This is a genomic window from Amycolatopsis sp. NPDC033938 (genome assembly GCF_055575975.1).
This window is the reverse complement of record NZ_JBVIRO010000017.1, coordinates 64,668-90,199: the sequence shown is the minus strand read 5'-3', so window position 1 is coordinate 90,199 and position 25,532 is coordinate 64,668. Positions and strand designations below refer to the sequence as shown.

Sequence of the window (25,532 nt, the reverse complement as noted above, 5' to 3'; positions counted from 1 at the left end):
CGCCCGGCCCCTCCCCCTTAGTGTGGGGTGGTGTATTGTTGTGTGTGTGTTCGTTTCGTGGCCACAAAACACACCGCCCAAACACCCCACCACCTGGTACCGAACGGCCACCGGAAGCGGCAGGATCACCGGCGTGACTGATGGTGCGATCGCCTTCGGCCCCGCGCTGGCCGTGGTCCTCGCCCTGCTGGCGATCTTCGGCGCGGCAGTGGTGCATTTCGGGCAGCTGGGGCAGGGCAGGGCGGTGTTGTCCGCCGCCGTGCGCGCCGTGGCGCAGCTCGCCGTCGTTTCGCTGGTGATCGTCGGGATCCTGAAGTCCGGCTGGCTGACCGGCGGATTCGTGCTGCTGATGTTCGCGATCGCGGCGGTCACCTCCGCGCGCCGGATCGGTGTGCCGAAGGATCTGGGGTGGGTCGCGCTCGCCATCGCGTCCGGTGTGGTGCCGGTGCTGGCGCTCGTACTCGCGACCGGCGTGGTCCCGTGGCGGCCCATCGCGGTCGTGCCGATCGCCGGGATCGTCATCGGCGGCGCGATGTCCGCGACCTCTCAGGCCTCGCGGCGCGCGCTGGACGAACTCTCGTCACGGCACGGCGAGTACGAAGCCGCGCTGGCACTGGGTTTCCTGCGGCGCCCGGCGGCGCTGGAGATCTGCCGTCCTTCGGCAGGGCAGGCGTTGATCCCCGCGCTCGACCAGACCCGCACGGTCGGCCTGGTGACCCTGCCCGGCGCCTACGTCGGTGTCCTCCTCGGTGGCGCCGGGCCGGTGCAGGCCGGCGTGACCCAGGTGCTCGTGCTCATCGGGTTGCTGGCCGCGGAGGCCGCCGCGACCCTGGTCGCCGTGCACCTGGTCGCGGCAGGCCGGATCAGCCGAACGGCGACTGAAGATGCGACGTGTCGTTGAACCGTCGCACCATCCAGTTGTCGCCGGAGACCACCAGATGTGAGATCGAGCCGTTGTCCGCCCCGAGGAACGCGAACCGGTTCTTCGCGGCACTGGCCTGAGCGAAGACCTCGCCGATGACACCGCCGTGGGTGAACACGGCGATCCGCCGGTCCGGGTTGGCCGCCGCGAGCCTGCCGATGGCCGCCCTGATCCGGCCGCCGAACGCCTCCATCGTCTCCGCGCCGGGGATGACGTCCCAGCGCTGCTCCTGCCACAGCTTTTCGACGATGGGGTGGCCTTCGTGGGTGTAGCGGCGGAAGAGCCCGCCCTCCCAGTCCCCGAGGTGGATCTCCCGCAGATCGGCTTCGAGTTCCGGCGTGAGCCCGAGCTTCGCCGCCAGCGGTGCGGCGGTCTGCGAGGTCCGCCGCAACGTCGTCACGTACAGCGCGGAGATCCGTTCGTCCGCGAGACGGCCACCGACCCGTTCGGCGTGTTCGCGGCCTTCCGGCGCTAGGTCGGGGTCGGCCTGCCCGTCGACCATGTCGAACGGCGTACTGGCCTTGGCCGGAGCCGATTCGCCATGACGGACAAGGAAGATCTCGGTCGACCCCGGCGGGGGTGAGAACCGGTGCTGGCGGTATTCGATCTCCTGCTCAGGGGTGCTCATACCCGGACGATACCGAGCTACCCCAGCTGTTTGTCGACGAAGCACCAGCGCCAGGTCTCGCCGGGCTCGTGGCTGCGCATCACCGGGTGCAGGGTCTCGTGGAAATGCTCGGTCGCGTGTTTGCCCGGCGACGAGTCGCAGCAGGCGACGTTCCCGCATTTGACGCATTCGCGCAGATGCACCCAGGTCATCCCGTTCTCGACGCAGACCGCGCATTCGTCGGGTGTATCAGGCTGGACTTCCGGCCAGCTCTTGGTCAGATGCTTGCAGGATCCCGCCGTCGCGGCGGGCGTGCGCAGTTCGCGATCGGAGTCCGGCACGGTCTCCTCCTCCCTGTCCAGCATGGATTCCTCGATATCGAGGCGTTCGAGGATCCGGCGCAGGACATCATCATCGGCCATGCCGGAGTCGCGCGCCTCCAGGAACTTCGCCCGTTCGACTTCGAGCAGTTTCAGCCGCAGGCGCCGATACGCGTCGCTCGGCGTCTCGGTCAGCGTGCTCTGCCTGCCGAGCTCCTCCCAGGCCGAATCGGACCGGTGCTGCAGACGGCTGCGCAGCCGCTCGACGATGTCGTCGGGGTCGTCAGGGGTCCGGATCTTCTCCAGTTCCTCGATCGCGGCCCGCGTCATGTTGTTGAGCACGGCCGCCTCCTGCAACGCGTCTTCTGCGGGATCCGGCGGTGGCAGTTTCAGGCGCCGCACCAGCACCGGCAGCGTCGTCCCGTGCAGCACCAGCGTTCCGGCCACGACGACGAACGCGACCAGTACCAGCACGGCCCGCTGCGGGGTGTCGGCGGGCAGCACGAACGCCGCCGCGAGCGTGACCACCCCGCGCATCCCCGCCCAGGCGATCACCGCCGAGTACCGCCACGGCCAGGCGTGACGGCGGAACACCCGCCGTGCCAGGCCGATGCCCGCCATCCAGACGATGCGGGTGACGACCGTCGCGGCGAGCGTGGCGGCACAGATCAGCACCAGCTGGAACCAGCTCAGCCCGCTGTGGCCGACCTCGGTCATGATCCGCCGGACCTGCAGGCCGATCAGTAGGAAGACGATGTTCTCCAGCAGGAACTGGATGGTCTGCCAGTTCAGCCTGCTCGCCAGCCGGGACCGGCCGGAGAGCATGCTCGGCGCCTTGTGCCCGAGGATCAGGCCGGCGACGACCACGGCGATCACCCCGGAACCGTGGATCGCCTCGGCGGCGATGTAGGCGACGAACGGGACCACCAGCGAAAGCGCGGTGTCGGTGACCGGATCTTCGAGGCGGGTGCGGATCATCGCGGCGATCGCACCGACGGCGAACCCGATCACCAGCCCGCCGCCCGCGGCGAGCAGGAAGTCCCCGCCGACCTGCAGCAGGCTGACCGAACCGGCGATGGCCGCGATGGCGGTCCGCAGCGCGACCAGCGCGGCCGCGTCGTTGAAGAGGCTCTCGCCCTCCAGCAGCCTGGTCAGTTTGCGCGGCATACCGACCTTGCGGGCGACCGCGGTGGCCGCGACCGCGTCAGGCGGGGCGACCACCGCGCCGATCGCGAGCCCGGCGGCGAGCGGCAGACCGGGGATCACCAGCCACGCCACGACACCGACCGCGGCGGTGGTGAAGATGACGAGCCCCACCGACAGCAGCAGGATGGGCCCGCGGTTGCGGCGGAAGTCGATCAGCGACGTGCGGATCGCGGTCGCGTACAGCAGCGGGGGCAGCAACCCCAGCAGGACGACCTCCGGGTCCAGTTCATACTCCGGGACGCCGGGGACGTACGAGGCGACGACCCCGACGGCGATCAGGCACAGCGGCGCCGACCAGTCGAGCTTCCGCGCCGCGGCGGTGACCAGGAGGACGGCCACCACCAGTGCCACGAGTTCTACCGCGATCTCCACGCCGCCCATCATCACCCGAGGGCTTCAGCGCGCGCGCACCGAGGCGGGGCTACCGCTGTTCGATCCGCACCAGGTTGCCCGCCGGGTCGCGGAAAGCGCAGTCACGGACGCCGTGGGGCTGGTCGATGGGTTCCTGGACGACGTCGGCGCCGGTCGCCTGGATCCGGTCGAACGTCGCGTTCAGGTCCCGGGTGGCGAGCAAGATGGTCGCGTAGCTGCCCTTCGCCATCAGTTCGGCGATGGTGAGGCGTTCCTCGTCGGTGAGCTCCGGATCGGTGACAGGCGACCGGAGCACGATCGACGTCCGCGGCTGTCCTGGTGCGCCGACGAGGACCCGGCCCGGGTCTTCCTCACGTACTTCGAAGCCCAAGATGTCGCGATAGAAGGAAAGTGAAGCCTCGAGATCGTCGGCGGGGAGGAACGACGCGTGAATCGAGAGGGTCATGCGACTCAAGGTAGGTCGGCGCGCGGAGGAGCCGCTTCTTTATTCCTGATCGGTCGCATCACCTGTTTGACGACGCAGCCGGGCATGCCGCGGCCGTCTTCCATCGCCTGTTTGCGGTAGCCGCTCGGCGAAATGCCGACCAGTTCGGAGAACCGCGTGCTGAAGGTGCCCAGTGACGAGAAACCGACGTCGAAGCAGACCTCGGTGACCGACATGTCCCCGCGTCGCAGCAGCATCATGGCCCGCTCGATCCGGCGGGTCATCAGGTAGCTGTACGGCGATTCGCCGTACGCCGCCCGGAACTCGCGGCTCAAGTGCCCGGCGGAAACGTGGACGCCGCGCGCCAGCGCCTCGACGTCGAGCGGTTGGGCGTAGTCGCGGTCGATCCGGTCGCGGACGCGGCGCAGCATGGCGAGGTCACGCAGGTGCGGGTCGGGTTTGCCGGTCACCCGGATAGCGTAACCCACGCCGATACGCCGAAAGGCCCCTTCGCCGGGTGGCGAAGGGGCCTTTCAGGCGACTCCCCTGGCTAGAGGGTGATCTTGTCGACGTTGGGGCCGCCGTTCGCCGTGGTGGCGACCGCCTTGATCTTGTTCACCCCCGCCGCCAGCGTCACCCGGACGGTCTTCGTCGTCCAAGCAGGCCAGGTGCCGGTGCTGCCGAAGGCGACACCCGACGCGCTGATCGAGCCGTTGACGGAGAAGTCCAGCGGGCGGCTCGTCGTCGTCCCGTTGGCGTACCGGACGACGACGTCGTAGGTGCCCGCCGACGGCGCGGTGACGGTCCACTCGACCGAGCTGCCGGCCACGTTGTCGTAGTTGACGAACCCGGTGCCGGTGTAGCCGGCGTGGTTGGACTCCACCGCGCCCTGGACGATCGTGGCGTCCTCGGCCTGGTAGTCGACCGGGTCGCCCGGGCCGGGGCCGGAGCCGTCGGCCGGAACGGTCTGCGTCCCGGTGTTCCAGCCGGAGATCCGCACCGAAGGCTTGGAGCCCTTGAGGTCGGCCGTGCGGTACTTCGCGGTCAGTGTGGTCGTTTCACCCGGCCACAGGCTCACCGCGTTGTCGTTCCACGCCACCGGGAGGACCGGCTTGCCCGCGGAATCCACCACATGCGTGTCGACGTAGAACGCCGGGAGCTTGCCGCCCGAGGTGTTCTTCAGTGTCACGGTCGTGGTGGTGGTGCCGTCGGCACCGGCGACCGAGTTCGCCGTCGCGCCGACGGTCGCCTGACCGAGGTTGTTCAGCCCGGACAGATCCGCGAAGGCCGACTGAGGGGTGTAGTACCAGTCGCTGCCGCCCCAGTTGAGCGTGTCCGCCTTGGTGGAGAGCCAGTACACGTTCCGGCTGACCTCCTTGCCGGACGAGTCGGTGAGCACCAGCTTCGCCAGGTAGGTCGTCGACAGCCCGCTCACCGCCGGAACGGTGACCGCGGTGGCCTTGGCGCCCAGCGCGCCGACCGACAGCCCGGTCTTGGTGTTGCTGTACTTCTCCGTGCCGTCGAGGTTGTACAGCTTCGTGGTCGCCGTCAGCCCGCTCACCGCGTTCGACGTCTGGTTGATCACCACGACCGAGCGGTTGTCGTGCGAGTACTGGATGTGCAGCGGCTCGTTGGCCTTCTTCGCACCGTAGTAGGCGCCGTTCTGGTCCATGTAGGCGTCGAACAGCTGCCAGTGCAGCGAAGTCCACGGGCTGTTGAGCATCCAGTAGATCAACCCGGTCGACGGGTTGGTCGAGTCGGTGTAGTTGCGCGAGTGCGACTCGAACTCCGCGCGGACGTTCTCGTACTGCGCGAGCTGCGCCTTGCGCACGAAGTCGGTCAGGTTCGCCGACGCGCCATACCGTTTGGTGAGCGCGTCACCGAACAGCTTCAGGTTCCCGAAGGTGTCGGAAGACGACCGGTGGTACTGCTTGGCCGACGGGTTCTTCCACATCGTGTCCAGTTCGCTCGCCGACATCATCCGCTTGAGGGTGTCCATCGTCGGGATGTCGACGCCCGCGCTGGTCTCGGAGTTGAAGCTCCACGCCCCGCCACGGTCCTTTTGCGACTTGTCGTACCAGTACACCGGCGGCACGTAGTCGTACGGGCCGTTCATCTTCATCCCGGACGCGCCGGTGATCGGGGACGGCCTCGCCGAAGCCGCCGGGATCACCGGGAGCAGGAAGTCGGCGGCCTTCATCGCGTCGAGGTAGCCCTGCTCGATCCGCTTGTCCGGCGCGAAGTCGGAGCCGATGTGGAAGGAGATGACGCTCGGGTGGTCACGCAGGCGCTCGGCCTCGGAGAACATCGACGCCTTGGCGATCGGGTAGTCCGACTCGACCCACGGCTCACCCTTCTCCTCGCCATTGACCTGGCCTTCCCACTTGTCGCAGCATTCCCAGCCCGGCATCGTGAGCACGCCGAGGTCGTCGGCGATGTCGAAGAACTCGTCCGGCTCGATGTGGCCTTCCAGCCGGACCGTGTTGAGCCCGAGGTTCAGCACGTACTTGAGCTTGTCGGCCGCGGCGGTCTCGTTCCAGCGCAGGAACAGATCCGGGGTGTAGCCGCCGCCCCTGATCAGCAGCGGTTTGCCGTTGACGCTGTACTGCCGTCCGCCGCTGGAGTTCAGCGTCGCCTTGACGTCGCGGACACCGAACTTCGACTTCGCGGTGTCGGACGGCGCGCCGCCGACACTCGCGGTCAGGTCGAGGTCGTACCGGTGCTGCCCGCCCATCCCGGCCGGCCACCAGACGTTCGGGCGGTCCAGGCCGACCACCGGGAAAGTGACGGTCTTGCGCTCCTTGGCCGCCAGCGAGACCGTCTGGCTGACCGGTTTGCCCGCGACCGTGCCGGCGACCGTGGTCTGGACCGCGTTCGCCGAATCGTTGCGGACGTCGGTCTTCACCGTGAGGTCGGCGTGGTCGAGTGCGGAGTTCAGCTTCTGGATCACGTGCGCGCTGCGCAGCGCGACCGCTCCGCTGCGCCGGACCAGGACGTCACGGACGATGCCCATGTTCTGGTCCGGCGGGGTCTGCGCCCAGTCGATCCAGCCCATCGAGAGATCCTTGTTGGGATCGTTGGGGTAGACCTTGAAGGCGACGCTGTTGACACCCGCGTGCACCTGCGCGGTGATGTCCAGATCATGACGGGTGTAGGCGCCGTTGACCTGGTCCTTCGTCGCGATCTTGGTGCCGTTGACCCAGACGTCGGCCTTCGAGAGCACGCCGCTGAAGTCGAGGTAGGTACGCGACGAGGTGTCGTCGACGTTGAGGTCGGTGCGGTACCACCACGGCACGGAGAACTGCGCCGCCGGGACGTTCTGCATGTTCGTCGAATAGAACGGGTCGGCGTATTTGCCGTTCTGCAGCAAACCGGCGTAGACCGTCGACCGCGACGACACCGGGTACCAGCCGGAGGTGGGGAAGCCCGGCTTCGACACCGCCGAATCGTCGCTGACCTGTGCCGAGGACTGGATCACGTAACCGGGGATGGGGGTGGCGTTGCCCGCGGCGGCGCCGACGGTCAGCGGTACGGCCACCTCCGCGCCGGTGGCGGCGGGAGCGGTGGTCACCCCGCAGACCGCGGCGGCCAGCGCGGTGACGGTCATGGCCAGTAACGGGATCCGGGTTCTGTTCTGCCGAAAACTCACGAGCGCGCCTCCTCGGGCACACGGCGGCGGACCTGGGGTGGATATCGTTAAGAAAGTTCCCTAACAATTGGGTGCGATAGTAGCCGCCTCGTCACGTGGGGAACAGACCCTCGTGAGGGGTTTGTCGGCAGCGGGTCGAACCCGGAGAAGGCGCGGCCGCCCGGTCAGCTGACGGGCGCCACGTAGCTCCACTCCCCGTTCACTCGGGCGAAGTGGCTGTTCTCCCGCATGCTGTCGGCTCGGCGGTCCTGCCGGTAGTGGGCCCGGAACTCCACGGTGCCCTCGTTCTCCAGCAGGCCTCCGCCGGTCTTGCCGAGGATCTCCAGGAACGTCCAGCGCTGCCCCGGGTCCAGTTCAAGGTCCGGCGGCCGGGTGTCCGGATGCCAGGTCCTGGTGAGGTACGCGGTGTCGCCGACGGCGAACGCGCTGAACCGCGACCGCATCAGGAGTTCGGCGGTCGGAGCTGTCGCGGTTCCCCGGTGGAAGCGGCCGCAGCAAGCGCCGTAGGGCTCGCCGAGACCGCACGGGCAACGGGATTCGTCGGTGATCGCGGGCACGACGGCGATTGTGTCATCGCGCCGCCGCGACGGCTTCGAGGTCCCGTGCCTGCTTGAGCCAGCCGGTGAACAGGTCGGCGTCGATGTCGGCGAGCGAGCGCAGTTTGACGTGCGCCATCTCGCGAGCGCTCGCCTCCAGCCTGCCGGACTCGTCGTTGACGAGCTGTCCCTTCCAAAGGGCGAAGGTGACGTACGACGAATACGTCTTCAGCAGGCAGACGAGGTTCTTACCCGTGGCTTCGCCCGCGCTCCAGGTGGGGGAGCCGTGGTACATCGCCTCGATGGAGCCCGGCAGGGCGGCGTTGACGATCGGTCGCAGCGCTGTCGCGACCTCACGCAGGTTTTCGGGCAGGGCGGCGAGGTAGTCGTCGACGTTCGCGAACTTGGCCATGACTGGATCCCTTCGGTCGGGTTGTTGCGTTCAGCTAACCGTCCGAAGGTTGAAGTTGTCAAGACAAAAAAATTATTCGGTGATGCTTCGATCAGTGCCCATGGCGTCGCATCCATTGCGAGCTACAGCAGAACTCGCACGGCTCGAGTTCGCCGGGCGCGACCGAACCCCAGGCGAGGCGGACGAGGTCGTGGACGTTCTTGCCCTGCCGATGCGCCCGGCCCTGGCCTTTGCGCAGTCAAGTGCAGTCCGGATCGTTGTGATAGGCGTTGCCCTCACCGGTCCGGTAGCCGTGGGGGAGGACGTTCGGCGGTGGCTTCCGGCACAGCGAACACCACGAGATCGGCATGTCGTGAACGCATTCGGCCTCCTTGGCCGGTGGCTCGGGCTGTGCCGGGGGCGCAGTGCCGGTCCCGGTGTCGTCGAGCACGCCCCACCAGAGGAAGTCGCGGGCGCGGGTCGCCGCGACCAAATGCTGCCTGCCGCGTAGCTCACGGCGTTCCTCTTCGGCCTGCGTCCCGGTCACGCTTTCGCGGATGTTCTCCAGCACCAGCACCGCCTGGAAATCGAGCCCCTTGGCGCGGTGCACGGTCCCGATCTTGAGCTTGCCGTCGGCTTCGCCGGTGTACTTCTCCAGCGCCAGCGTGGGTATCCCCGCCGCGCGCAGTATTTCGGCGCACCTGCTGAGATCCTTGTGGTGGAAGACGATCAGTGCCGCGTGGTCCCGGTCGACCGGCAGGGTGCGAACGGCGTCGACCAGGGCGTCGGGAAGATCGCGTGAGGTGCCGCGCCAGGTCGCGGTGGAGCCACCGTCGCTGGCCGATTCGGCCGCGCGCAAGGTGACCCCGTCCGCGCCGTCGAGGTCGTCCACCCGGTTCGTCGCGTCGAACCGCCGCGCGAAATCCAGCACCTCGGCGCGGTTGCGGTAGTTGACCTTCAGGAGCTCGCCGCGGCCCTGGATCGGGATACCGGCGTCGGACAGCCGCCAGCCCCCGGGGTACACCTGTTGCTGCCCGTCGCCGACCAGCAGGAGTTTGTTCGGTCCGTCGCCGGCCAGTACACGCAACAGCTTCAAGCCGCCCAACGTGATGTCCTGGACCTCGTCGACGACGACCGCCGCATACGGTGTTTCGAGCGGGCGTCGCACGAGTTCGGCGTGGCCCAGTTCGATCAGATCGTTGTGGTCGTGCACGCCCTTGTCCGTGAGGCCCCGTTGATAGTGCTCGTAGAGGCCCCAGACGTGTTCTCTCTGGCTCGCGTTGAGCGGCAGGATCCGGCCTCGGCGAGCGGCCGCGACGTAGCCGTCGAGCGTCGTGATCCCGCGACCTTTGATCACCCTGTCCAGTTCCGTGCGCCAGTAATCGACGTTCGGCTCGATGAGCTGCAGCCGCTCGCGGTAAGCCATCCACGCGAAGCTGAACACCGTGTCGATCTTTCGCCGGTCGACGTTCACCGGCACGCCCCGCTCGGCGAGGAACCGGCGGACCCAGCCGTGCAGGTTCGTGAACTCGGCGCGGCCCTCCAGCTCCGGGGCCAGCCGGTCGAAGGCCGTCTTGACCACCGACGGCAGCGAGTGGACGTAGGTGGTGAACAGCAAGGGGCCGGTGCTGAGCCGGGCGAGATGCCGGAGCCGGTGCAGCGCGACGACCGTTTTGCCGGTCCCCGCCGGGCCGCTGATCCGCGCGGGGCCCGAGTAGTCGCGTTTGACGATGGCGTTCTGCCGCGGATGCAGGAAAGTGAGCCAGGAATCGAACGGCCGTCGCTGTGCCGCGCCGAGCTGGTCTTCGATCAGTTCGGCCGGGTCCAGCAGCCCGTCCGCTTCCGGGCCGCGATCCAGCCGCTGCACGGTCAACGGACGGTAACCGCGGAGGCGTCGTTCCGCCTGCTCCGCGATGCGGGCGACCAGTCGCTGGTCGAGGTGGAGCGCGTCGCGCCGGAAGACGCGGTCGAGGCTGGATTCGGTCAGTGACCAGTAGATGCCGTCCTGACGGGCCTTGCCCGCACCCGAGCCGATCACCGCGAGGTGGATCGCGCTCTCGGCCAAGGAACGGCCGCGCGGTCCGGGGATCCCGGCGAAGCGCTCCTTCGCGTGGCGCAGGACTTGGCGCACGGCTTCGTCGTCCGGGTCCTTGTCGGTGATCAGGAGAGCGAGGACGCCGGTACGTCCGATCAGGAACGCGTCAGCGCTCCGGCCGTCGTTCGACGGCAACGCCATGTTGACCAGCAGCCGCCAGCCCGCCCCGGTCCGGCTGAGCAGAGCGGTGAGGACATTGCGTTGCAGCGAATCCAAGCCGGTGAAGGTGCTCTCGAGAAGCTGCCCGGCTTGGGCTTCGAGTCGCCTTCTCAAGTGTTCGCTCCTGCTCACGTACGGTCCGTTCCTTCGGTGATGGTCAAGGTGCGGGGAATTCGACGGCGATCTCGACGGCCGTCTCCAACGTCGCTTCGCTCGGCCGCCCGGCGACGCGAGCCGACTCGGCGATCACGACCAGCTTCCGGTCGAGGCGCGAGTCGTAGTCCTCGCCGGTGAAGCGCTCTCCGTGCTGTCCCTCACCGAGGAGGGCGACATTGCCGCTGCCCTGCTTGTCGACGAGCCGTTTCAGATCGGCTGCCTCGTTCGCCTTCGGCATCTTCACCCACGCGACGGACACGGCGATCTTGTTGCCGGACCCGTCATCGACGGTGACGATCATGCGATCGAGATCGACGCAGGGATGGCGCAGGAAGAAACGCTGGACTTCGCCGAAGGAATGCGGGCCGCATTTCAGCTCGCGTTTCGCGGTCTTCTTGAGCTGGCGCCAGCCGAGGCGCTGCCATGCTTCGGAATGGCGGCCCTTCTGCGCGGATTTCTTGCTGGAGGTTTTGCCTTTGGCGGCTTGGCTCGCGGCCGAATCGAGAGAGGCGGCGCTGCCGCCGCTCAAGCCGCTCCCTGCGGCCACGGCGACTCCGACCGCCGCCGCGCCGACGCCGTACTTGTATTTGATCCAGCGGCCGTCCGGGCCACGTGGCTGATTCACCATGAGGCGTTCCGTCCCCTCCCAAGTCCGGAACGGACGATCCTGCACTGGGCACCGACGGGACGTGGAGATCTTCATGTCGAATACGCCCGAATAGCCCAGTCGATCTCCGGGTTTCCGCCGGTGCCGAACAGTTCTTGGACCTGAAGGCATATCGAAGGGCCCGTCGCCGGTGTGGCTGGCGCGCAGTCCTGCGGGTCCGGACTGGCTGTCGGAAGCCGGGACGAAGCCAAAGTGTCCGGGTTGGGTAGTATGCGCGGCTTCCCGAGGGGGTCGTGAGTGCTAAATCGTGTTCTAACCCTAATCAGCACTCACGACCCCCCCAAAACCGCACATACAGGCGCAAACCGGACAATGATTTGCCTGGCGGTGTCCCTTGTGGACAGTCGAGGACGGGTCGCGCTTCAGCGGGGTGGCGTGGTCGGGCGGGATGGTGCCTGGGTGACGTGGCACCGAACTCGCGTGCTCAGAGCCGGAACACCCGAGTGTGTGATCCAGGCACGCGAGTTATGGCGACCACGGCAAAGGAAGCGGTGACCAAGCGCGAACCCCGTCGCTTGGCATCGGCGCCATGACGACAGTGGAACTCACCCGCTTCAAGGTCCCGCGCCGACAGGGAGGGCTTCCTCGACGCCCAGCTGATCCGGGTCGACGACGAAACCTGGCTCGACATCGTGTGGTGGCGTTCCTCCGAGGACTTCGCCGCGTCGCGGGAGAAGGGCGCGAACCTCCCGGGGCTCAAGGCGTTCTTCGCGCCCACCACCGAATTGATCTCCGCCGAGGAAGGCACCACCGGGGACCACCGCGGCCAGGCCCACATGCCGGGACGGGAAATATCGCCGACCGTAAGCCGTTGACCTGGAAGAACGAACAAGGTCACGGAAGGGATCGGCGATGAGCACAAGCCTCGACACGTTCACGCGCGACTGGCAGGACTGGAAGACCCAGCGCGAGCGCGATCTCGCCGACCCGCTCGGCTGGCTCGCCCTGGTCTCTCTCGACTGGCTCGAGGACAAGCCGCGCGCGTACGAGGGGTTGCCCGGCTTGTGGTGGCAGGACGCCGACGCGGCCTACCTCGACCCGCAGGGCGCGGATCTCTCCCACGAGGGCGAGCGGGTCACCGGCGTCCGCCGCTTCGAGCTGGTCAACAGTGGCGCGACCACCCGTGTCGTCGCCGGGGACATCGAGATCGAGGTGGCGCGCCGCGGTGGGTACCTGATCCGCGTGCACGACCCGAAAGCCCCCGTGCTGAACGCTTTCCGTGGCGTCCCGGCGTACGAGCCCGACGAGGCGTGGGTGCTTTCCGGCACCTTCGAGGGTTTCGACGAGCCGCGGCCGACCACGGTCGGCGCGGTGGTCGAAGGCCTCAGTCACGTCTACGTCTCGCCGGGCATCGTGCGTTTCGAACACGGCGGCGTGGAGCACACGCTCACCGCGTTCAACGGCAAGAAGGACGGCCTGCTCATCCTGTTCACCGACGCCACGAGCGGCGTCACCACGTACGCGGCGAACCGCTCGCTCGCGGTGGCGGCTCCCGCCGAGGACGGGTCTGTCGTCCTCGACTTCACACGGGCGACGAATCTGCCGTGCGCGTTCACCGACTTCGCCACCTGCCCGTTGCCGCCTGCCGGTAACCGGTTGCCGTTCGCGGTGGAAGCGGGGGAGAAGCTGCCCTACGAGCGACAGGGCTGAACCGTCGCCAGCGCCGTCATCGCCTCCTGTTCGCGCTGAGCCAGCTCGGACAGGACGGCGGACGCGTCGGCCAGGTGCCGGACGTCGCCGGTTTCCCCCGCCCGCGTGAACGACTGTGCCACTTCGGTCCACAGTGGAGTGATCTCGCGGTATTTCTCGGCGGCGGTACGGAGACCCGCGTCGTCGACCAGGGCCGCGCCTTCTTCGAGGAAATCGCGGTAAAACCGGCGGAAGAGCGCGCCGCCGGTCCCCGCCCGTTCCATCAGGGTGGCGGCCTGCGGGAGGTCGCGGGCCGGGTCGCTGCTGCGGTCCAGCCATTTCCGTACCTGGACGGCGGCTTTGCCGATCCCGCGATAGCCGAGGTTGGCGATGGGCGGGTTGAGGAACTCCGCCGCGTTGGCTCGCACGGCGGAGCGGACGGCGTCGGAAAGCGGCGTGAGAGGCCCGTCCGCGGTGATGGTGAACGAGAGGTTCTTCGCCGTCATGGGCCCCTTCTCGCCTCGAGCGCGTTCCAGGCTCTGTAGTGACGTCGTCACCTCCCCGCCTTGCTGCGCCGTGTCGACCAGGAACGCCTTTTCGTCGTCGTAGCCGTACAAAGCGGCGACGTGCCCACCGAAGTGGACTTTCGAGGTGAAGTACTCGAGGTGGTAGGAATCGAGCTGCAGGCCGACCGGGAGACCGGCGTCGATCCGTTCGGTGACGTTCCGCCACGCCGTGCGCGTCGACGCGGTCTCCTTGACCGTCAAGGACAGCCCGAGCCGTTCGGTCAGTCTCCGCGTGATCTCCAGGGGTTTGCTGCGTCCGCCGAGGAACGGGAACGGCAGATTCTTCCCGTCCCAGTAGATGAAGCCCAGCCCTTCCCCGAGCCCGAACAGCATCGGCTCGGTCAGCTCGACCCCGGCGTGCCGCAGGAGGACGTCGAGGGTGCTGGTCTCGCAGTGCTCGCCACCCGTGGTCTTGACGCCGTCGAGGATCACGGGCTCACCGGCCAGGCGATTTCGGTGCGGTAGGCCTCGGGCGTGACCGACGGGCCGGGAGCCACGAGGTACAGCTCCTCCGCGGGGCCTGCCGGGACGCGATCGCGTTCGGCGATCCAGCGGCCCAGTGACCGATAAGCGGTTTCGACGTCGTCGTAGCCACCCTCGTGGATCGTCGCGACCAGCAGGCCACCGGGAAGCTCGCCGGAGCCGATCCCGCCGTCGTCCCGCACCGGCCCGTCCACCGGGACGAACAGCTCGACGGTCAACTCATCGGGATCGCCGGTGAGATACCGGGCCCCGGACGGCCCGGCCGGTGCGACGCCTTGCGCTTCGAGTGCGGCGAACAGGCGGGCGTACGACGGCCCGATCAGCTCGGCCAAACCGCCCAGCGGGGTCCGGATCGTCAGGCGGGCGATCGGTTGCGGCGCGCGCGTGCGCTCGTAGACATGCAGCCACCGCGTCGGCTCGGCGAGTACGGAATCGAGTTCGCCGCTGATCACCGCGAGTTCCGCGGCCCGCGCGGCCACCCGGTTGTGATGTCGTTTGATCGCGGCCTTCACGTCGTCCGAGGTACCCGCGTCGAGGATCTCGGCGATTTCCGCGAGCGGTACCTCCAGTTCCCGCAGCCGCCGGATCAGGATCGCGCGGGCGAACTGCTCGAGCGAGTACCGGCGGTACCCGGTGCCGGGGTCGATCAGGGCGGGCACCAGCAGCCCGAGCCGGTCGTAATTCCGCAGCGCGCGGACCGACAGCCGGGTGGCGTGCGCGAACACGCCGATCGGCATCAAGGTCGTCATGGGACCAGCCTGAACCCTCTCCCCGGGAGAGGGTCAAGCCGGTACCTCACCCCAGTGACAGCCGATCGAGATCCGGGGCCGAAGCGTGGTCGTTGTGGAGTTTGATCGTGTTCGCCCCCGCCCGCAGGTCGACCGGCACCGAGGTCGTGTACTGGGTGTTGTTCCCCGAGCCGTCGACCTGCACCTCCACCGGCGCGCCGCCGTTGACCGTGACGAAGTACGAGCGCGGCCCGTTGACGGTGAAGTCGATGTAGAGGGTGTACCGCCTGGCCTCGGTCACCGTGACGTTCTCGAACAGCACGAACGAGTCCGGATCGCCGCCGAGGTTGCGGACCTTCTGCCCGCCGGAGCACACCCCGCAGTTCGTGACGCCCGCGGCGCCGACGTCGTTCGCCGAGTCTTCGGCCTCACGCATGAAGATCCGGTCGGCGGGCCGGGGGCTCACCCGCACCGGTTGGCTCACCGATTTCGCCCGCCCGAGCAGATCGAACGACGCGGTGACCGGGATGTCGGCCGCGGTGACGCCTTCGGGTGAGTCCAGGGTCCATGAGGCTTCGAGTTCTTGCCCGACGCGCATCGACGCCGCCGTCGCCGGTGCTCCCCGCAGTGCCCAGCCCTCCGGGACGACCGGCGCCAGGGTGACCTTGCCGATGGCGTCGTCGGCGTCGAGCCGCAGTTTCGCGGTCACCTTCATGGACTGCCGTCCGGGGGAAAGCCATTGGAGGCCGGCGGGTTCGACGGTCAGTGTCGTTTTCGGTGTGTAGGTCGAGGGTGGCAGGGGAGCGACCGCGATCCGGTCCAGGTCCGGGCCCGCGGCGGCATCGCTGAACACCTTGACGGTGTTGGCACCGGCGTTCAGCGTGACCGGGATCGCCGTCGAGGCCACGACTCCGGGCGGGCCGGCGTCGATCGTGGTCTCCACGGGCGCGCCGCCGTCGACGCTCACCGCCACCGACGTCGCGGGCCCACCTGTGGTGTCGAGCTGGAGCCGGTAGGTCCCGGCTTCCGCGACCGTCGCCCCGGGGAAGGAGACCGCGTTGCGAGCGCCGCGGCCGAGCCCGGTGACCTGGAACGATCCGGAGCAGGACGCGCACCGATCGAGGCGGGCGCGGCCATCGAGGTCGTTGTGGAAGGACTCGGCCTCCAGCGGAACCGGTGTGCCGGGGAACGAACTCGGATAGCCGTACGCCACCTTGATCTCATCGATCGCCAGCTGCTTGTAGAACGGCTTCGCCTGTGGACCGGCCCAGGTGTCGAGCACTTCGAGTTTGACGAACCGCGTCCGCTGTTCGCCGAGATCGATGAACCGCACACCGCGAGCACTCGGCATCGCGCCGGTGCGGATCGGTTCACCCCAGTTCCTGCCGTCGTCGCTGAGATAGACGCGGTAATTTTTGATCCTCGACGAGTCCTCGGGCCTCCCGAACGATTCCCGTGCGTGTGTCGGCGACATTTCGCGCTGGTTCACCGCGAGGTAGGTCGCCGTGCGCCGCTTGCCGAGATCCAAGGTCAGCGAGACCGGCTGCTTGCCGTCGGCGTCCCAGTAATTCTCGAAGTTCCCGTCGACGAGATTCGACGCCGGATGCCCCGCGCGCGAGGAGGACGCGGTGGCCTTGATCGTGCGGGAGTCGTAAAAGTACCGTTGCCCGGCCGTCTCCACCTTGAACACCGTGTCGTAGGTGTCCCAGTCCTTGATGTCCACAATGGTCAGATACCCACCGGATTGGCTGAACCGCAGTGGTTTGCCCGAGCGCAGGTCGGATACCTTGGTGACCTGGTAGCCGTTGTCACGCAGCCGGAGCAGATCGGTTCGTGGCCGCGTGACCACGTGGAGGTACTGCGTTCCGGCGCCGGGCTCGACGGTGACGACACCGTGCGCGCCGTCGTTCCAGAAGCCGGGCTGCATCCCGCCGTACATGTACCCGCCGCCCTCTTTGCCCTGAAGCGAGGACTTGATCGGCGGCACCCAGCTCGCCATGAAGTTGTTGTACGCCTCCTGCTGCGGCGGGAACTTCCCGTTCACCATCGGCGTTTCGGCCATCAGCGATTTCATCGACGAACCGGCGTTGGTGATGTAGCGCCCGGTGGACAGCCGGAAGTCGACGGCCTGATCGGTACCGTCGTACCACCACCCGCCGTTGGTCGGCAGTTTGTAGTCGGCTTCGGTGAGCCGCGGCATCGGGGTGAACGCGGCCTGGGGGTAGTCGTAGGGCGGGGTGATGCCGGTCTTCTGCTCGTTGCTGACGGTGTCCATGATCGGCGTGTCCTCGTTGTTGTTGCTCAGCAACCAGGACGGCCGTTTCTCGCGGATCTGTTCGTAGAGCTTGTTCTTTTCCCAGTACTCATTGTCGTTGTCGATCCAGAACCCGGCGAGATCGGCGTAGCGGTCCATGACCTCGTGGAAGAGGTCGTAGCTGTACTCGCCGAATCCGGGCCGTGTGGTCAGGTCCACCTGCTTGCCCTTGTAGGCGGAGTACGCCGCGGAATCCAGCGACTCGACGCCGGTTTCCTTGTGCCACTGGGGATCGTCGGTCATGTAGAGGATCGTCCGGACACCCTTGGCGTTGCCGGCTTTGACCAGTTCGCCGAGCAGATCGCGTTGCGTGGCACAGCTTCCCGGGATCTTCGACGGCCACGGCCGCGCGTAACCCAGCCTGCTGTGGAAGGTGGCGAGCACGATGTAGGAGGCGCCGAGCTTGCGCGCCTCGTCCACCCAGTAGTCGGCGCTCCAGCCGCCGTCGGTGACGGCGCGTTCCCAGGCCGCGCAGTCGGTGTGGCGCGGTGCGGTGAACATGCCCCAGTGCAGGAACAGTCCCGCGGTCGCCTCGCGCAGCCATTTCTGGCGGGGATGATGCACCTCCGCGCTGGCCGTTGTCGTGGTGAGCAGGCCCGCCAGCAGGGCGAGGACGACGGCGAGCCAGGCGGTGCGGTGCGCTCGAACTCTCATGACCATCCGCTCTCATCCAGGGCGTGGGTTACTGAGAGATCCGATGATTGCGGCTGATATCTACGTGGTCAAGCCCCGTTGAGCGGGACATCTGTTTAGTCATCGGAGGTATAGTCGCGACAAAGCCCCCTCGCGGTCGGCGAGAGGGCCTGTCGATCGTGCTTCAGATGTTGAAGCCCGGGTGGGTCGCGAAGGCGTTGTCGATCACCAGGTTGCCGCGCTGGCGGGCACGCTCACGCAGCGCCGACGTCGTGCGGGCACCCTGGGCGTAGAACCACCACAGGTAGAGCGCGCCGTACATCCACGCGCCTTCATAGCCCCACGTCGAGTCGGCTCCGCTCTTGCCCGCGCCGAACACCGAACCCGCCGGGAAATTCGCGTTGTGCGGCTTCCCGCCTTGGTGACGGGACTCGTGGATCAGCGTCTCGGCACGGCCGGGAACGTCCTTGGAGTACCAGAAACCCAGGTACACCTCGATCCGGTCGTCCACGAACACGCCACTGAAGGAGCGGGCGATGGCGCTGCCGTCGCCGCACAGCGAACGCAGGTCGTCACAGTTGTCCCGGACGTAGCGGCGCGCCCAGTTCAGCATCGCCCCGGAATAGGCGTCGTTCGCGTAGTCCTGCGCCGAATAGGTCAGCAGGTAGCACGCGTTGAACGTCCGGGCGAGCGGCTTGTCGGTATTGCAGGGGTCTTCCCAGCCGAAGCCGTCGTCCCAGTAGTCCTTGTTGCCCGAGAAGCCGTAGGTGTTCCAGAAATAGTCGATGTAGGTCTGATTGCAGATCGAGGCACCGTAGAAATTGTCCCCGGTCACGTTCTTGTCCGGCACGGTGTAGCTGCAAGTGGCCATCGGAGATCACCTGTCTATAGAAGGAATTCGTTCGATTCAGGAGCGCGGGGGCTCCGGCGGTGGCACGTCGTCGGTCCGCGTGTCCTTCACGTGGCGGCCACCGACGGCCTGCGGGACACCGCGGACGTCGACCCGCCGGATGTTCAGCAGCCGTTCGTCCTCGGTGCCGCTGAGTGCCTCGCGCACCTGGGCGGTGAGGTCGGTGTCGCCGGTCTCGGCGATGGCCTGGACGGCCGCGCGCCGCACCGTGAACACCTCGTGGCGCACCTGCCGCAGCAGGAGATCCTTGGCCGCGCGGTCTCCGGCGGATGCCAGTCGTGCCAGCGCTTCCACGGCGGTGGTGCGGATGATCACCTCTTCACCGACGGTGCTGATCCCGTGTGCCGGGTCGTCGGAACGCTCCGGCGGGATCGGCTGGCGCAACACGTTCTCGAGCACGGAAACGGCCGCCGTATGCCGCAGATCGGTGAGCAGCTGGACCACGCCCCAGCGTTCGAGGTACTGGTCCTCGGACAGGGCGCCGTACTGCTCGCCGAGCGCCGGGACGACTTCGTCCGCACGCTCGCGAAGCCGGTCCAGGCTCCGCTGGTAATTGCGTTCGGCGTCCTCGCCGGACGCGGCCATCGTTTCGGCGGCCTGAGTGACCAGCTCGCCGATTTCGCTGTTCGAGAAGCTTCCAAGACCCGAACCGCTCGGGCCCGCTTCGAGGTTGTCGCCACCCGGGCCCAAGGACGGGGTGTCAGGATTGCGTGGGGTCGGCATGAGGTTCTCCTTCGCAGCGGAATTGATGCTGACGGAAGGAAGGAACGCGATACCGGACTGCAGATACCTGTTTTCCCGAAAAATCGCCTCTTCGGGTGTGCCGGGATTTTCACCGCGGGAATCCGAAAAGGCTTTTGCTCACCAAAAGGCCGTGTTGCGAGCGAAAAGCCTTCACGGATTCCCGGTCGTGATCAATGACCGACGTCGATGACCACGCGGTTCGGCGCGGTCAGCGTGAACACGGTGACCGGTGTCCTGGACCGGACGCCGAGACCGATGGACAAGGTGCCTTCGTAGTCCCCGGTGACCGCGACGGCCATGACATTGCGCAGATTGCGGGTCCGGAACTTCTGCGGCCCGGTATAGGTCGGATTCCCGGCCTCGTTGTGCGCGGCGGCCGGAGTCGCGGTGACCGCGATGAAATACTCACCGGTCAGCCAGACGATTTCGCCCGAGCCGTCGGCGATCAGTTCGTCGACGAGGTCGTATCGGACCGCCGGGGCCGGACCCGCGGTCAGGTCGAGCACGATCCGGTCGAAGCCGGTGTTCACGCCGGTGCGGATCCCCGTCATCGCGGGGATCTGTTGCGTCGCTGCGGAAACCGGTGCGACCGCGGCGAGTGCGCCGGTCAACATCAGTGCTGTGGCGGCGAGTGCGCGTCGTAGGTTGATGGTCATTGCGATGACCTCCTGCCGGAGAGTTGATGCCGGAAAGACGCACCGTTCACCGGAGAGGTTGTACTCTTCGTCCTATTCGTTACTGATCGCCAAAGAGATGGTGAACGATCTCGAAGTCGGCCGGGAAATGGTTTCTCACTCGCTCCGCGAGCCACCGCAGGTAGCGGAGGTCGCTTTTCGCCGACGCGATGAGATGCGTGAATCGCTGAGCGACGGCGATCTCTTCGCTGAAGGTATCGTGCTGCGAGCCGAAAACACATTGCACGTCAATGGCGTCGCCGCCCCAGCACACCGCGCCGAGTAGATACTGCTCGACGACCAGGTTGAAGTCCTCGACCGGGGCGAGCCGTCGCCACGCCGCCTGGTTGCCTGCCGACTCGACCAGCCGGATGCCGAGATCGGCGTAGCGGCGGAGCAAGGAAACGGCCGTGCCGCCCACGATCCCGGTGCAGAGCGCTGCCTCTCCGGTGTAGTCGCCGAGTTCCTTCGGCAGGAACCCGCCGGTACCCCGGAGCGCTGTGATGGCGGCTTCCGTCCGGTAATAGCCCGCGTCCAAAGCCGGTGCGTGCTCCGGATTTTGCGCGACGATCTCACCGTCGAGGCCCGCCGCCGGGAAGCCGGGCCAGAGGAACACGTCGTTGTCGATGTGCAGGAACGGTTCACTCTGCGCGCGATAGGCGTGCAGCTTTCCGAGCGCCCACCAGGACGGATCCTGCCCGGCGAGGTCGTTCAGCGAGAGTGAGACGTCGTCGAAGGGCAGGCGCAGTCGCTCCACGAGCAGCTCGTAACCCTGGTCGTCGGTGACCAGCGCGGTCGTGGGGAAGAGGCGGGACGCGAGGCGGAACGACAGGATCCAGGAAAGCGCGTGGAAGAAGTCGCTGGGCCAAGGCCTTCCGTGCTGGTGACGATACGGTTTGCTCCAAAAGGACCAGACCGCGCGCCGGATCGGCTGCCCGGCCGTGTCGCCGGGGCGGACGACCCTGACCCGCGGCGGAACCCAGCCGGGCGCGCCGATCACTCCGTACTCGCCGGGCACCGGTGTTTCGGGTGCCAGGAGATGGCCGCCGATGGCGACCGCGAGGTAGGGGCCATATCCGTAGTACGGCATCGCCGTGATGTTCGGGTCGCGGAGCGGGAACGTTACGCCGGGCCGGAGCCACGGAATCCGCTCAGGTGGAGCACGGCGACCGCGGTCACCGTGCCGAGTGCCGTCACCACAAGGGATCCGGTGAGCAGATAGAGGCCTCCGACGCCGGCCAAAGAGGTCTTGATCAATTTCACGATTCCGTCGTGCTGTTTGCCGGACACTTCTTTGGCCATTGTCGAACCCCTCGTGTCTGGTGTACTAGTACACCGTAGGAGGCGGTGGCCGATGAGCGGGTTCGCCGGTTCTGATCTTTCGCGGTCAGGAGGAGTTTCTTGTCGTCGAGGGTGGGTTCTCCGGTTGTCGGCTGTTCCATCGCCGCGGTCGAGGCCGCGCTGCGCTGGCTCGCGGTCCGCAAGGACGGCGAACCGCTCAGGTTCCTGCGCTACGCGATCGAAGACCCGGCGAGCGAATCGGCCGCGGCGCTGGCTTGCCTGGTCCGGCCGACGGAGTCGATGACCACGGCGACTCCTGAGGTGCGGGCGCTCGCGGTCTGGGGAATGATCCTCGACGAGATCGGGAAGATCGGCTCGACGACCGAATCCCGGCGCCGGAATGCCTTGACCGCCGCGTTCCGGCTCGGCAGGGTGAAATGGAGATCGACGCTCGACGACCGCTTCGGGCAATTGAAAAGCCTGCCTCGCGTGTTCGGCGACCCGCCGCCCACTACGACGACGCCGATGCACAAGGCTTGGCGCCGGGCGGTGAGCGACAAGCTTTCCCCTTCTCTGGCCGGGCATCTGCGGCAGCTCGCGCAAGATGGCGAGGCGTGGCGGCCTTACGTGGAGATCGCCAGGGCCTCGGCCGAAGAGCCGACTCGGTCGCCTTGCCGCCGGGCGCCGTCGTCCGGAGCTCAGCCGGTGTACCTGGAACGTCTGCTGGTGGCCGTGGAAATGCGGCGCAGAACGGTATATCGCCGCCTCACGGTACGCGATGTCGTCGCCTGTGAGGACGGCGTCGATCGGTACAGGGCGCACGCTTCGACCGGCTGGACGGGGGAGCTGGCGCCGATCCCCGTCAAAGCGATCTTCGGTTGCCGCGTCGAGACTTCTCCGGGGGACCCGTTCGTCGTGAACCTGTTGTTCCCGAAACCGCTGGGCGATGGGGAGCGTCACGAGTTCATTTCCCTTGCCTGCGAAGACGATCTCGAAGAGGAACGGCATTGGATCAACGTCGACGTCGACCACCACGGGATCGCGCCGGGCGTGGTCGACGGCGAGGGCAGGGTGACCGGGGGATTGAGCATCAGCGTCACCTTCGACGACTGTGTCCCCGAGGCTTGCTGGTGGTATGCGGAGCAGACCGAGTACGAGCGGATGGTGCGGCCGCCTGCCGGTGACCGGCATCTTCTGGAGATCCGGAACGGCATCGTGGAACACACCTTCCTGGCGCCCTGTCAGCCGAGAGAGGGGTACGGCATCGCCTTCCGGTGGCCGCGATCTTGACGGAGCGAAGCCACATCCGACTTCGACGTGGCTCGCTTCGGTGGTTCGCCGGCTAGTTGCCGGTGTTGCCGCCGCCCTTGCCGTCGTCACCGTGAATCGCCATCAAAACCTCCCTGGGTCAGATTCGGGTCGCGGCGAAACTACCCAGGGTAAGCGTGACTCATGGTGATGGGGTGTGCCTTTCCGTAGTTCCCGGACGCGATAGATTGTCGCCGACTTTCGCTGGAACGGGGCCGCCTGATCGTGTCGGGCGGCCCCGTTTGGAGGCGCTAGCGAAGCGTCCAGAACACCGCGTGGGTCTTCCCGGCGGAGGTGTCAGCGGTGCCGACGACACGGCCACGGTCGGTGATCCGATAGGCCTGGCCGCGGTTGCCGCCGGGCAGCTGGCCGAGTTGCGTGCGTCGCCCGTCCCGGTACCAGACGGTCGCCTGACGCTGGAAACTGCCCGCCGCGGTGCCGTAGGCGTCGACCGCCTCGACTTCGGCGCCGAGGTTGTCGTCGGCCAGGACGGTCAGCCTGCCGTCGGGATCCCAGAGCACCGCGTTGCGGCGAGGGGCGTTGAGGTAGCCGGTTCCGACGGCGTACCCGGTGGAGCCGATGTGGTAGAGCCAGACCGAATGCGGGCTGGGCCAGTCCAGGCGATGGATCGTGCCGCCCCGGTCCCAGGTCGCAGGGATCGGTGGCCCGCTCTTGGTCTCGACCATCGAGCCGGCGGTCACCCCGGCTTTGTTGATCCGGCCTGCCCCGCTGCTCCAGCTCTGTGGCGCCAGCTCGGTGATCGGCCCGCCGTTCACCCACCGCCCGGCGTGGTTCGCCCCGGCTCGCATGGCGCTGCCCGCGATGATCTCGCCGTCGCCGGAGATTCCCTCGGCCATGCTCCAGGTCTCGCCGGGCAGCACACCCAGGTCGGTGGCCTGTCCGTCCGGGTCCCAGCGGAAGCCGTGGAACTGGTTGTCCGGGGTCAGCCAGTTCCCGATGGTCACGCCGGTGTCGCTGATCGCCGACGCGGTGGCGTTGTGATAGCCGGGCGGGACCTGCAGCGTGGTGGCCAGCCCGTCGGCGTCCCAGCGGGCAGGCACGGCGTCGGTCGCTGTCAGCACATAGCCCACGGAAACCCCGTGATTGTTGATGTCCCGTACCTGACCCTCGGTGCCGCCTGGCGTGGGCAGCGCCATGATCTGGCCGTCGGCGTCCCAGCGGACCGGGTGCTTGCGCTGCGGAGTGGGGCCCGACATCGACAACCCCACCATCACCCCCGCCTCGTTGACCGCGAGGACCGTACTGCTGTCGTCGCCGGGCAACGTGCCGAGATCGACCGGTCCGACCGGTGTGGCTTGCGCCGTCCCCGTCAGCGCGCCGGTGAAAACGACGACCGCCGCCGCCAGCGACCAAGCCTGTCTTCGGCCGCCGCCCACACGATTTCTCATCATGATGACTCCCCAATCATGCTCGGGCGGAGTTCCGCCCCTTCTCGTCGAACAGTAATGGAACCGCTTCGCGAATTTCTCCCGCGATGATGGTGATCCACACGAATAGCCGACTGATACCGGTTGTGCCATTAGTCCTTGTGGTCTAAATGAGAATGGCGAATAGCGGAAAGTGAGCAATTCGTGGGTGGTTGGGCATTTTCTTCCTGGTTTCCAGGTGTCGGGCGGGTGTCGGGGCGACCGCTAACCTCGCCTATGAAAAGGCTTAGTGCGGGCCCTGAATCCCCGGCCGAGACTGTGCCTGAAGACCGCTACCGCCCGATCAGTTCGCGCCGACCAGTGTCGGTGAGCATGTAATACGGCCGCCCTTCGGCTGCGGACTTGTCGAACTCATGGGCGATCCAACCGCGATTACCCAACACGACCAGCATCTCCGTCAGCCGCCGATGACTGACGGACGCCGCACGCCGGAGATCCCTCGCGTAGAAGAGGGGCTTTGGCGCCTCCCGCGAGGAGCACCGCCGTTAACCTGCTCATTTCTCGGGGCTGTGCGCATGAACCGATTCTCGGCCTCGCCGTCGTTTTGCGGCGGTTTTGGAGGCTGAGCGAAACGCGATGACGGATAGTCGACCCATCCTCGCCGAAGGCCACCTTCTTGACTGGGCATGCTTCAGGGCAGTTATGCCGGAAGCGCCGTCGTCGTTTCTCGGCGACGGCTACCGCTGATCCGCGAGACATGTTCGCGCTGCTCTCCGAACAGCAGCAGGCCGGATGGACGGCATTCGACCACGGGCAGATCGCGTGCGCGGCAACGTCTGGGCGCACGCGACGGCGGGGAAGGCGCAGGAAGCCGACCGTGCGCTCAACCTCGCGCCGGATCGACATCGTGGCGCGATGCCTGGCCCGCCACCGCTCAACTCCTGTCGTCGCTGACCTGCTTGCGCGGCTGGAGGTCTAGCGGGGCCGGGTCGACTCCTCGGCCCATGCCAAGTAGTCGGCCGAACCGCGGACCAGTTCGACGGCCGTCACTTCCGGCTTGTCCCATGGGTGATTTTCGATGATGTGCGCCTCCAGTTCGGCGTAGCGCGCATCGGTCGTCTTGAACGACACGTTGAACTCCTCGCCCTGGCCGCTTTCGCCAAGGTGCCAAAAGAACGACATGACCGGGCCGACGACCTGCGCGGTGCTCGCAAGGCGCGCGGCGACGGCCGAACCCGCCAGCTTCTCGCCGGATTCCCGATCAGGGGTTGCTGTGGTCACGACAAGATGAACGGTCATGACGATCAGAGTAGGGATGGAGATTGGTTCGTGGCCGGACAACAGAACGCCCGGCACCTGGAGATGCCGGG

Annotated in this window: 24 protein-coding genes; 5 read left to right on the top strand and 19 right to left on the bottom strand. The window is 67.3% G+C overall.

Annotation, left to right across the window (positions count from 1 at the left end; genetic code table 11):
- The first annotated feature begins 133 nt into the window (after nt 1-133).
- Entirely contained in the window at nt 134-901 is a 768-nt protein-coding gene (locus ACZ5ZX_RS32585; protein WP_465505817.1) for an ABC transporter permease, read from the top strand.
- Here ACZ5ZX_RS32585 and ACZ5ZX_RS32580 read toward each other — a convergent pair.
- From ACZ5ZX_RS32580 to ACZ5ZX_RS32540, 9 genes are all read right to left on the bottom strand, one after another.
- Nucleotides 864-1,550 (bottom strand): histidine phosphatase family protein, encoded by a 687-nt coding sequence (locus ACZ5ZX_RS32580; protein WP_465505816.1) that lies wholly within the window; start codon nt 1,548-1,550, stop codon nt 864-866. The two genes, ACZ5ZX_RS32585 and ACZ5ZX_RS32580, sit on opposite strands and share 38 nt — an antisense overlap.
- 17 nt (nt 1,551-1,567) lie before the next feature.
- Nucleotides 1,568-3,436: a Na+/H+ antiporter gene (locus ACZ5ZX_RS32575; RefSeq protein ID WP_465505884.1), complete on the bottom strand. Its 1,869-nt coding sequence runs from the start codon at nt 3,434-3,436 to the stop codon at nt 1,568-1,570.
- A gap of 40 nt (nt 3,437-3,476) precedes the next feature.
- Complete coding sequence (locus ACZ5ZX_RS32570; protein ID WP_465505815.1) at nt 3,477-3,872, bottom strand: VOC family protein; 396 nt, start codon at nt 3,870-3,872, stop codon at nt 3,477-3,479.
- 5 nt (nt 3,873-3,877) lie between these two features.
- The gene (locus ACZ5ZX_RS32565; RefSeq protein ID WP_465505883.1) at nt 3,878-4,282 is read right to left on the bottom strand and encodes a helix-turn-helix transcriptional regulator; all 405 of its coding nucleotides are present in this window, start codon (nt 4,280-4,282) and stop codon (nt 3,878-3,880) included.
- 119 nt (nt 4,283-4,401) lie between these two features.
- Complete coding sequence (locus ACZ5ZX_RS32560; RefSeq protein WP_465505814.1) at nt 4,402-7,500, bottom strand: glycosyl hydrolase 2 galactose-binding domain-containing protein; 3,099 nt, start codon at nt 7,498-7,500, stop codon at nt 4,402-4,404.
- 164 nt (nt 7,501-7,664) lie between these two features.
- Entirely contained in the window at nt 7,665-8,057 is a 393-nt protein-coding gene (locus tag ACZ5ZX_RS32555; RefSeq protein ID WP_465505813.1) for a YchJ family protein, read from the bottom strand.
- A 13-nt stretch (nt 8,058-8,070) separates the two neighbouring features.
- Entirely contained in the window at nt 8,071-8,448 is a 378-nt protein-coding gene (locus ACZ5ZX_RS32550) for a DUF1801 domain-containing protein (protein WP_465505812.1), read from the bottom strand.
- 238 nt (nt 8,449-8,686) lie between these two features.
- A complete protein-coding gene (locus ACZ5ZX_RS32545) occupies nt 8,687-10,795 on the bottom strand; it encodes a UvrD-helicase domain-containing protein (RefSeq protein ID WP_465505811.1) in 2,109 nt (702 codons plus the stop codon).
- A 43-nt stretch (nt 10,796-10,838) separates the two neighbouring features.
- Nucleotides 10,839-11,465 carry a hypothetical protein gene (locus tag ACZ5ZX_RS32540; protein ID WP_465505810.1) on the bottom strand — a complete coding sequence of 209 codons (627 nt, stop codon included), beginning with the start codon at nt 11,463-11,465 and terminating at the stop codon, nt 10,839-10,841.
- A 671-nt stretch (nt 11,466-12,136) separates the two neighbouring features.
- Between ACZ5ZX_RS32540 and ACZ5ZX_RS32535 the strand changes: the two genes are divergently transcribed.
- Together ACZ5ZX_RS32535 and ACZ5ZX_RS32530 are read left to right on the top strand one after the other, a co-directional pair.
- Nucleotides 12,137-12,319 carry a hypothetical protein gene (locus ACZ5ZX_RS32535; RefSeq protein WP_465505809.1) on the top strand — a complete coding sequence of 61 codons (183 nt, stop codon included), beginning with the start codon at nt 12,137-12,139 and terminating at the stop codon, nt 12,317-12,319.
- Between the two features lie 37 nt (nt 12,320-12,356).
- Entirely contained in the window at nt 12,357-13,154 is a 798-nt protein-coding gene (locus ACZ5ZX_RS32530) for a DUF1684 domain-containing protein (protein WP_465505808.1), read from the top strand.
- Here ACZ5ZX_RS32530 and ACZ5ZX_RS32525 read toward each other — a convergent pair.
- From ACZ5ZX_RS32525 to ACZ5ZX_RS32490, 8 genes are all read right to left on the bottom strand, one after another.
- A complete protein-coding gene (locus tag ACZ5ZX_RS32525) occupies nt 13,136-14,131 on the bottom strand; it encodes a BtrH N-terminal domain-containing protein (RefSeq protein WP_465505807.1) in 996 nt (331 codons plus the stop codon). The genes ACZ5ZX_RS32530 and ACZ5ZX_RS32525 overlap by 19 nt on opposite strands.
- Nucleotides 14,128-14,931 (bottom strand): MerR family transcriptional regulator, encoded by an 804-nt coding sequence (locus ACZ5ZX_RS32520; protein ID WP_465505806.1) that lies wholly within the window; start codon nt 14,929-14,931, stop codon nt 14,128-14,130. The genes ACZ5ZX_RS32525 and ACZ5ZX_RS32520 overlap by 4 nt, the downstream gene beginning before the upstream one ends.
- A 46-nt stretch (nt 14,932-14,977) precedes the next feature.
- On the bottom strand, nt 14,978-17,884 hold the full coding sequence (locus ACZ5ZX_RS32515; RefSeq protein ID WP_465505805.1) for an alpha-L-fucosidase: 2,907 nt from the start codon (nt 17,882-17,884) through the stop codon (nt 14,978-14,980).
- A 157-nt stretch (nt 17,885-18,041) separates the two neighbouring features.
- A complete protein-coding gene (locus tag ACZ5ZX_RS32510; RefSeq protein WP_465505804.1) occupies nt 18,042-18,728 on the bottom strand; it encodes a hypothetical protein in 687 nt (228 codons plus the stop codon).
- 36 nt (nt 18,729-18,764) lie between these two features.
- Nucleotides 18,765-19,490: a HEAT repeat domain-containing protein gene (locus tag ACZ5ZX_RS32505; RefSeq protein WP_465505803.1), complete on the bottom strand. Its 726-nt coding sequence runs from the start codon at nt 19,488-19,490 to the stop codon at nt 18,765-18,767.
- Between the two features lie 191 nt (nt 19,491-19,681).
- Nucleotides 19,682-20,167, bottom strand: coding sequence for an AMIN-like domain-containing (lipo)protein (locus ACZ5ZX_RS32500; RefSeq protein WP_465505802.1), 486 nt, complete (start codon nt 20,165-20,167; stop codon nt 19,682-19,684).
- A 79-nt stretch (nt 20,168-20,246) separates the two neighbouring features.
- Entirely contained in the window at nt 20,247-21,275 is a 1,029-nt protein-coding gene (locus ACZ5ZX_RS32495; protein WP_465505801.1) for a DUF6734 family protein, read from the bottom strand.
- Nucleotides 21,276-21,307: 32 nt separating this feature from the next.
- Nucleotides 21,308-21,487: a hypothetical protein gene (locus ACZ5ZX_RS32490; protein WP_465505800.1), complete on the bottom strand. Its 180-nt coding sequence runs from the start codon at nt 21,485-21,487 to the stop codon at nt 21,308-21,310.
- 111 nt (nt 21,488-21,598) lie between these two features.
- On the opposite strand from ACZ5ZX_RS32490, the gene ACZ5ZX_RS32485 reads away from it, so the two are divergent.
- Nucleotides 21,599-22,756, top strand: coding sequence for a hypothetical protein (locus ACZ5ZX_RS32485; protein WP_465505799.1), 1,158 nt, complete (start codon nt 21,599-21,601; stop codon nt 22,754-22,756).
- Nucleotides 22,757-23,025: 269 nt separating this feature from the next.
- On the opposite strand, the gene ACZ5ZX_RS32480 is transcribed toward ACZ5ZX_RS32485, so the two are convergent.
- Entirely contained in the window at nt 23,026-24,186 is a 1,161-nt protein-coding gene (locus tag ACZ5ZX_RS32480) for an HAF repeat-containing protein (RefSeq protein ID WP_465505798.1), read from the bottom strand.
- Nucleotides 24,187-24,954: 768 nt separating this feature from the next.
- Here ACZ5ZX_RS32480 and ACZ5ZX_RS32475 point away from each other — a divergent pair.
- Nucleotides 24,955-25,116, top strand: coding sequence for a hypothetical protein (locus ACZ5ZX_RS32475; protein WP_465505797.1), 162 nt, complete (start codon nt 24,955-24,957; stop codon nt 25,114-25,116).
- A 21-nt stretch (nt 25,117-25,137) separates the two neighbouring features.
- Here ACZ5ZX_RS32475 and cutA read toward each other — a convergent pair whose 3' ends face one another.
- Nucleotides 25,138-25,518 carry a divalent-cation tolerance protein CutA gene (cutA, locus tag ACZ5ZX_RS32470; protein ID WP_465505796.1) on the bottom strand — a complete coding sequence of 127 codons (381 nt, stop codon included), beginning with the start codon at nt 25,516-25,518 and terminating at the stop codon, nt 25,138-25,140.
- Nucleotides 25,519-25,532 lie beyond the last annotated feature (14 nt).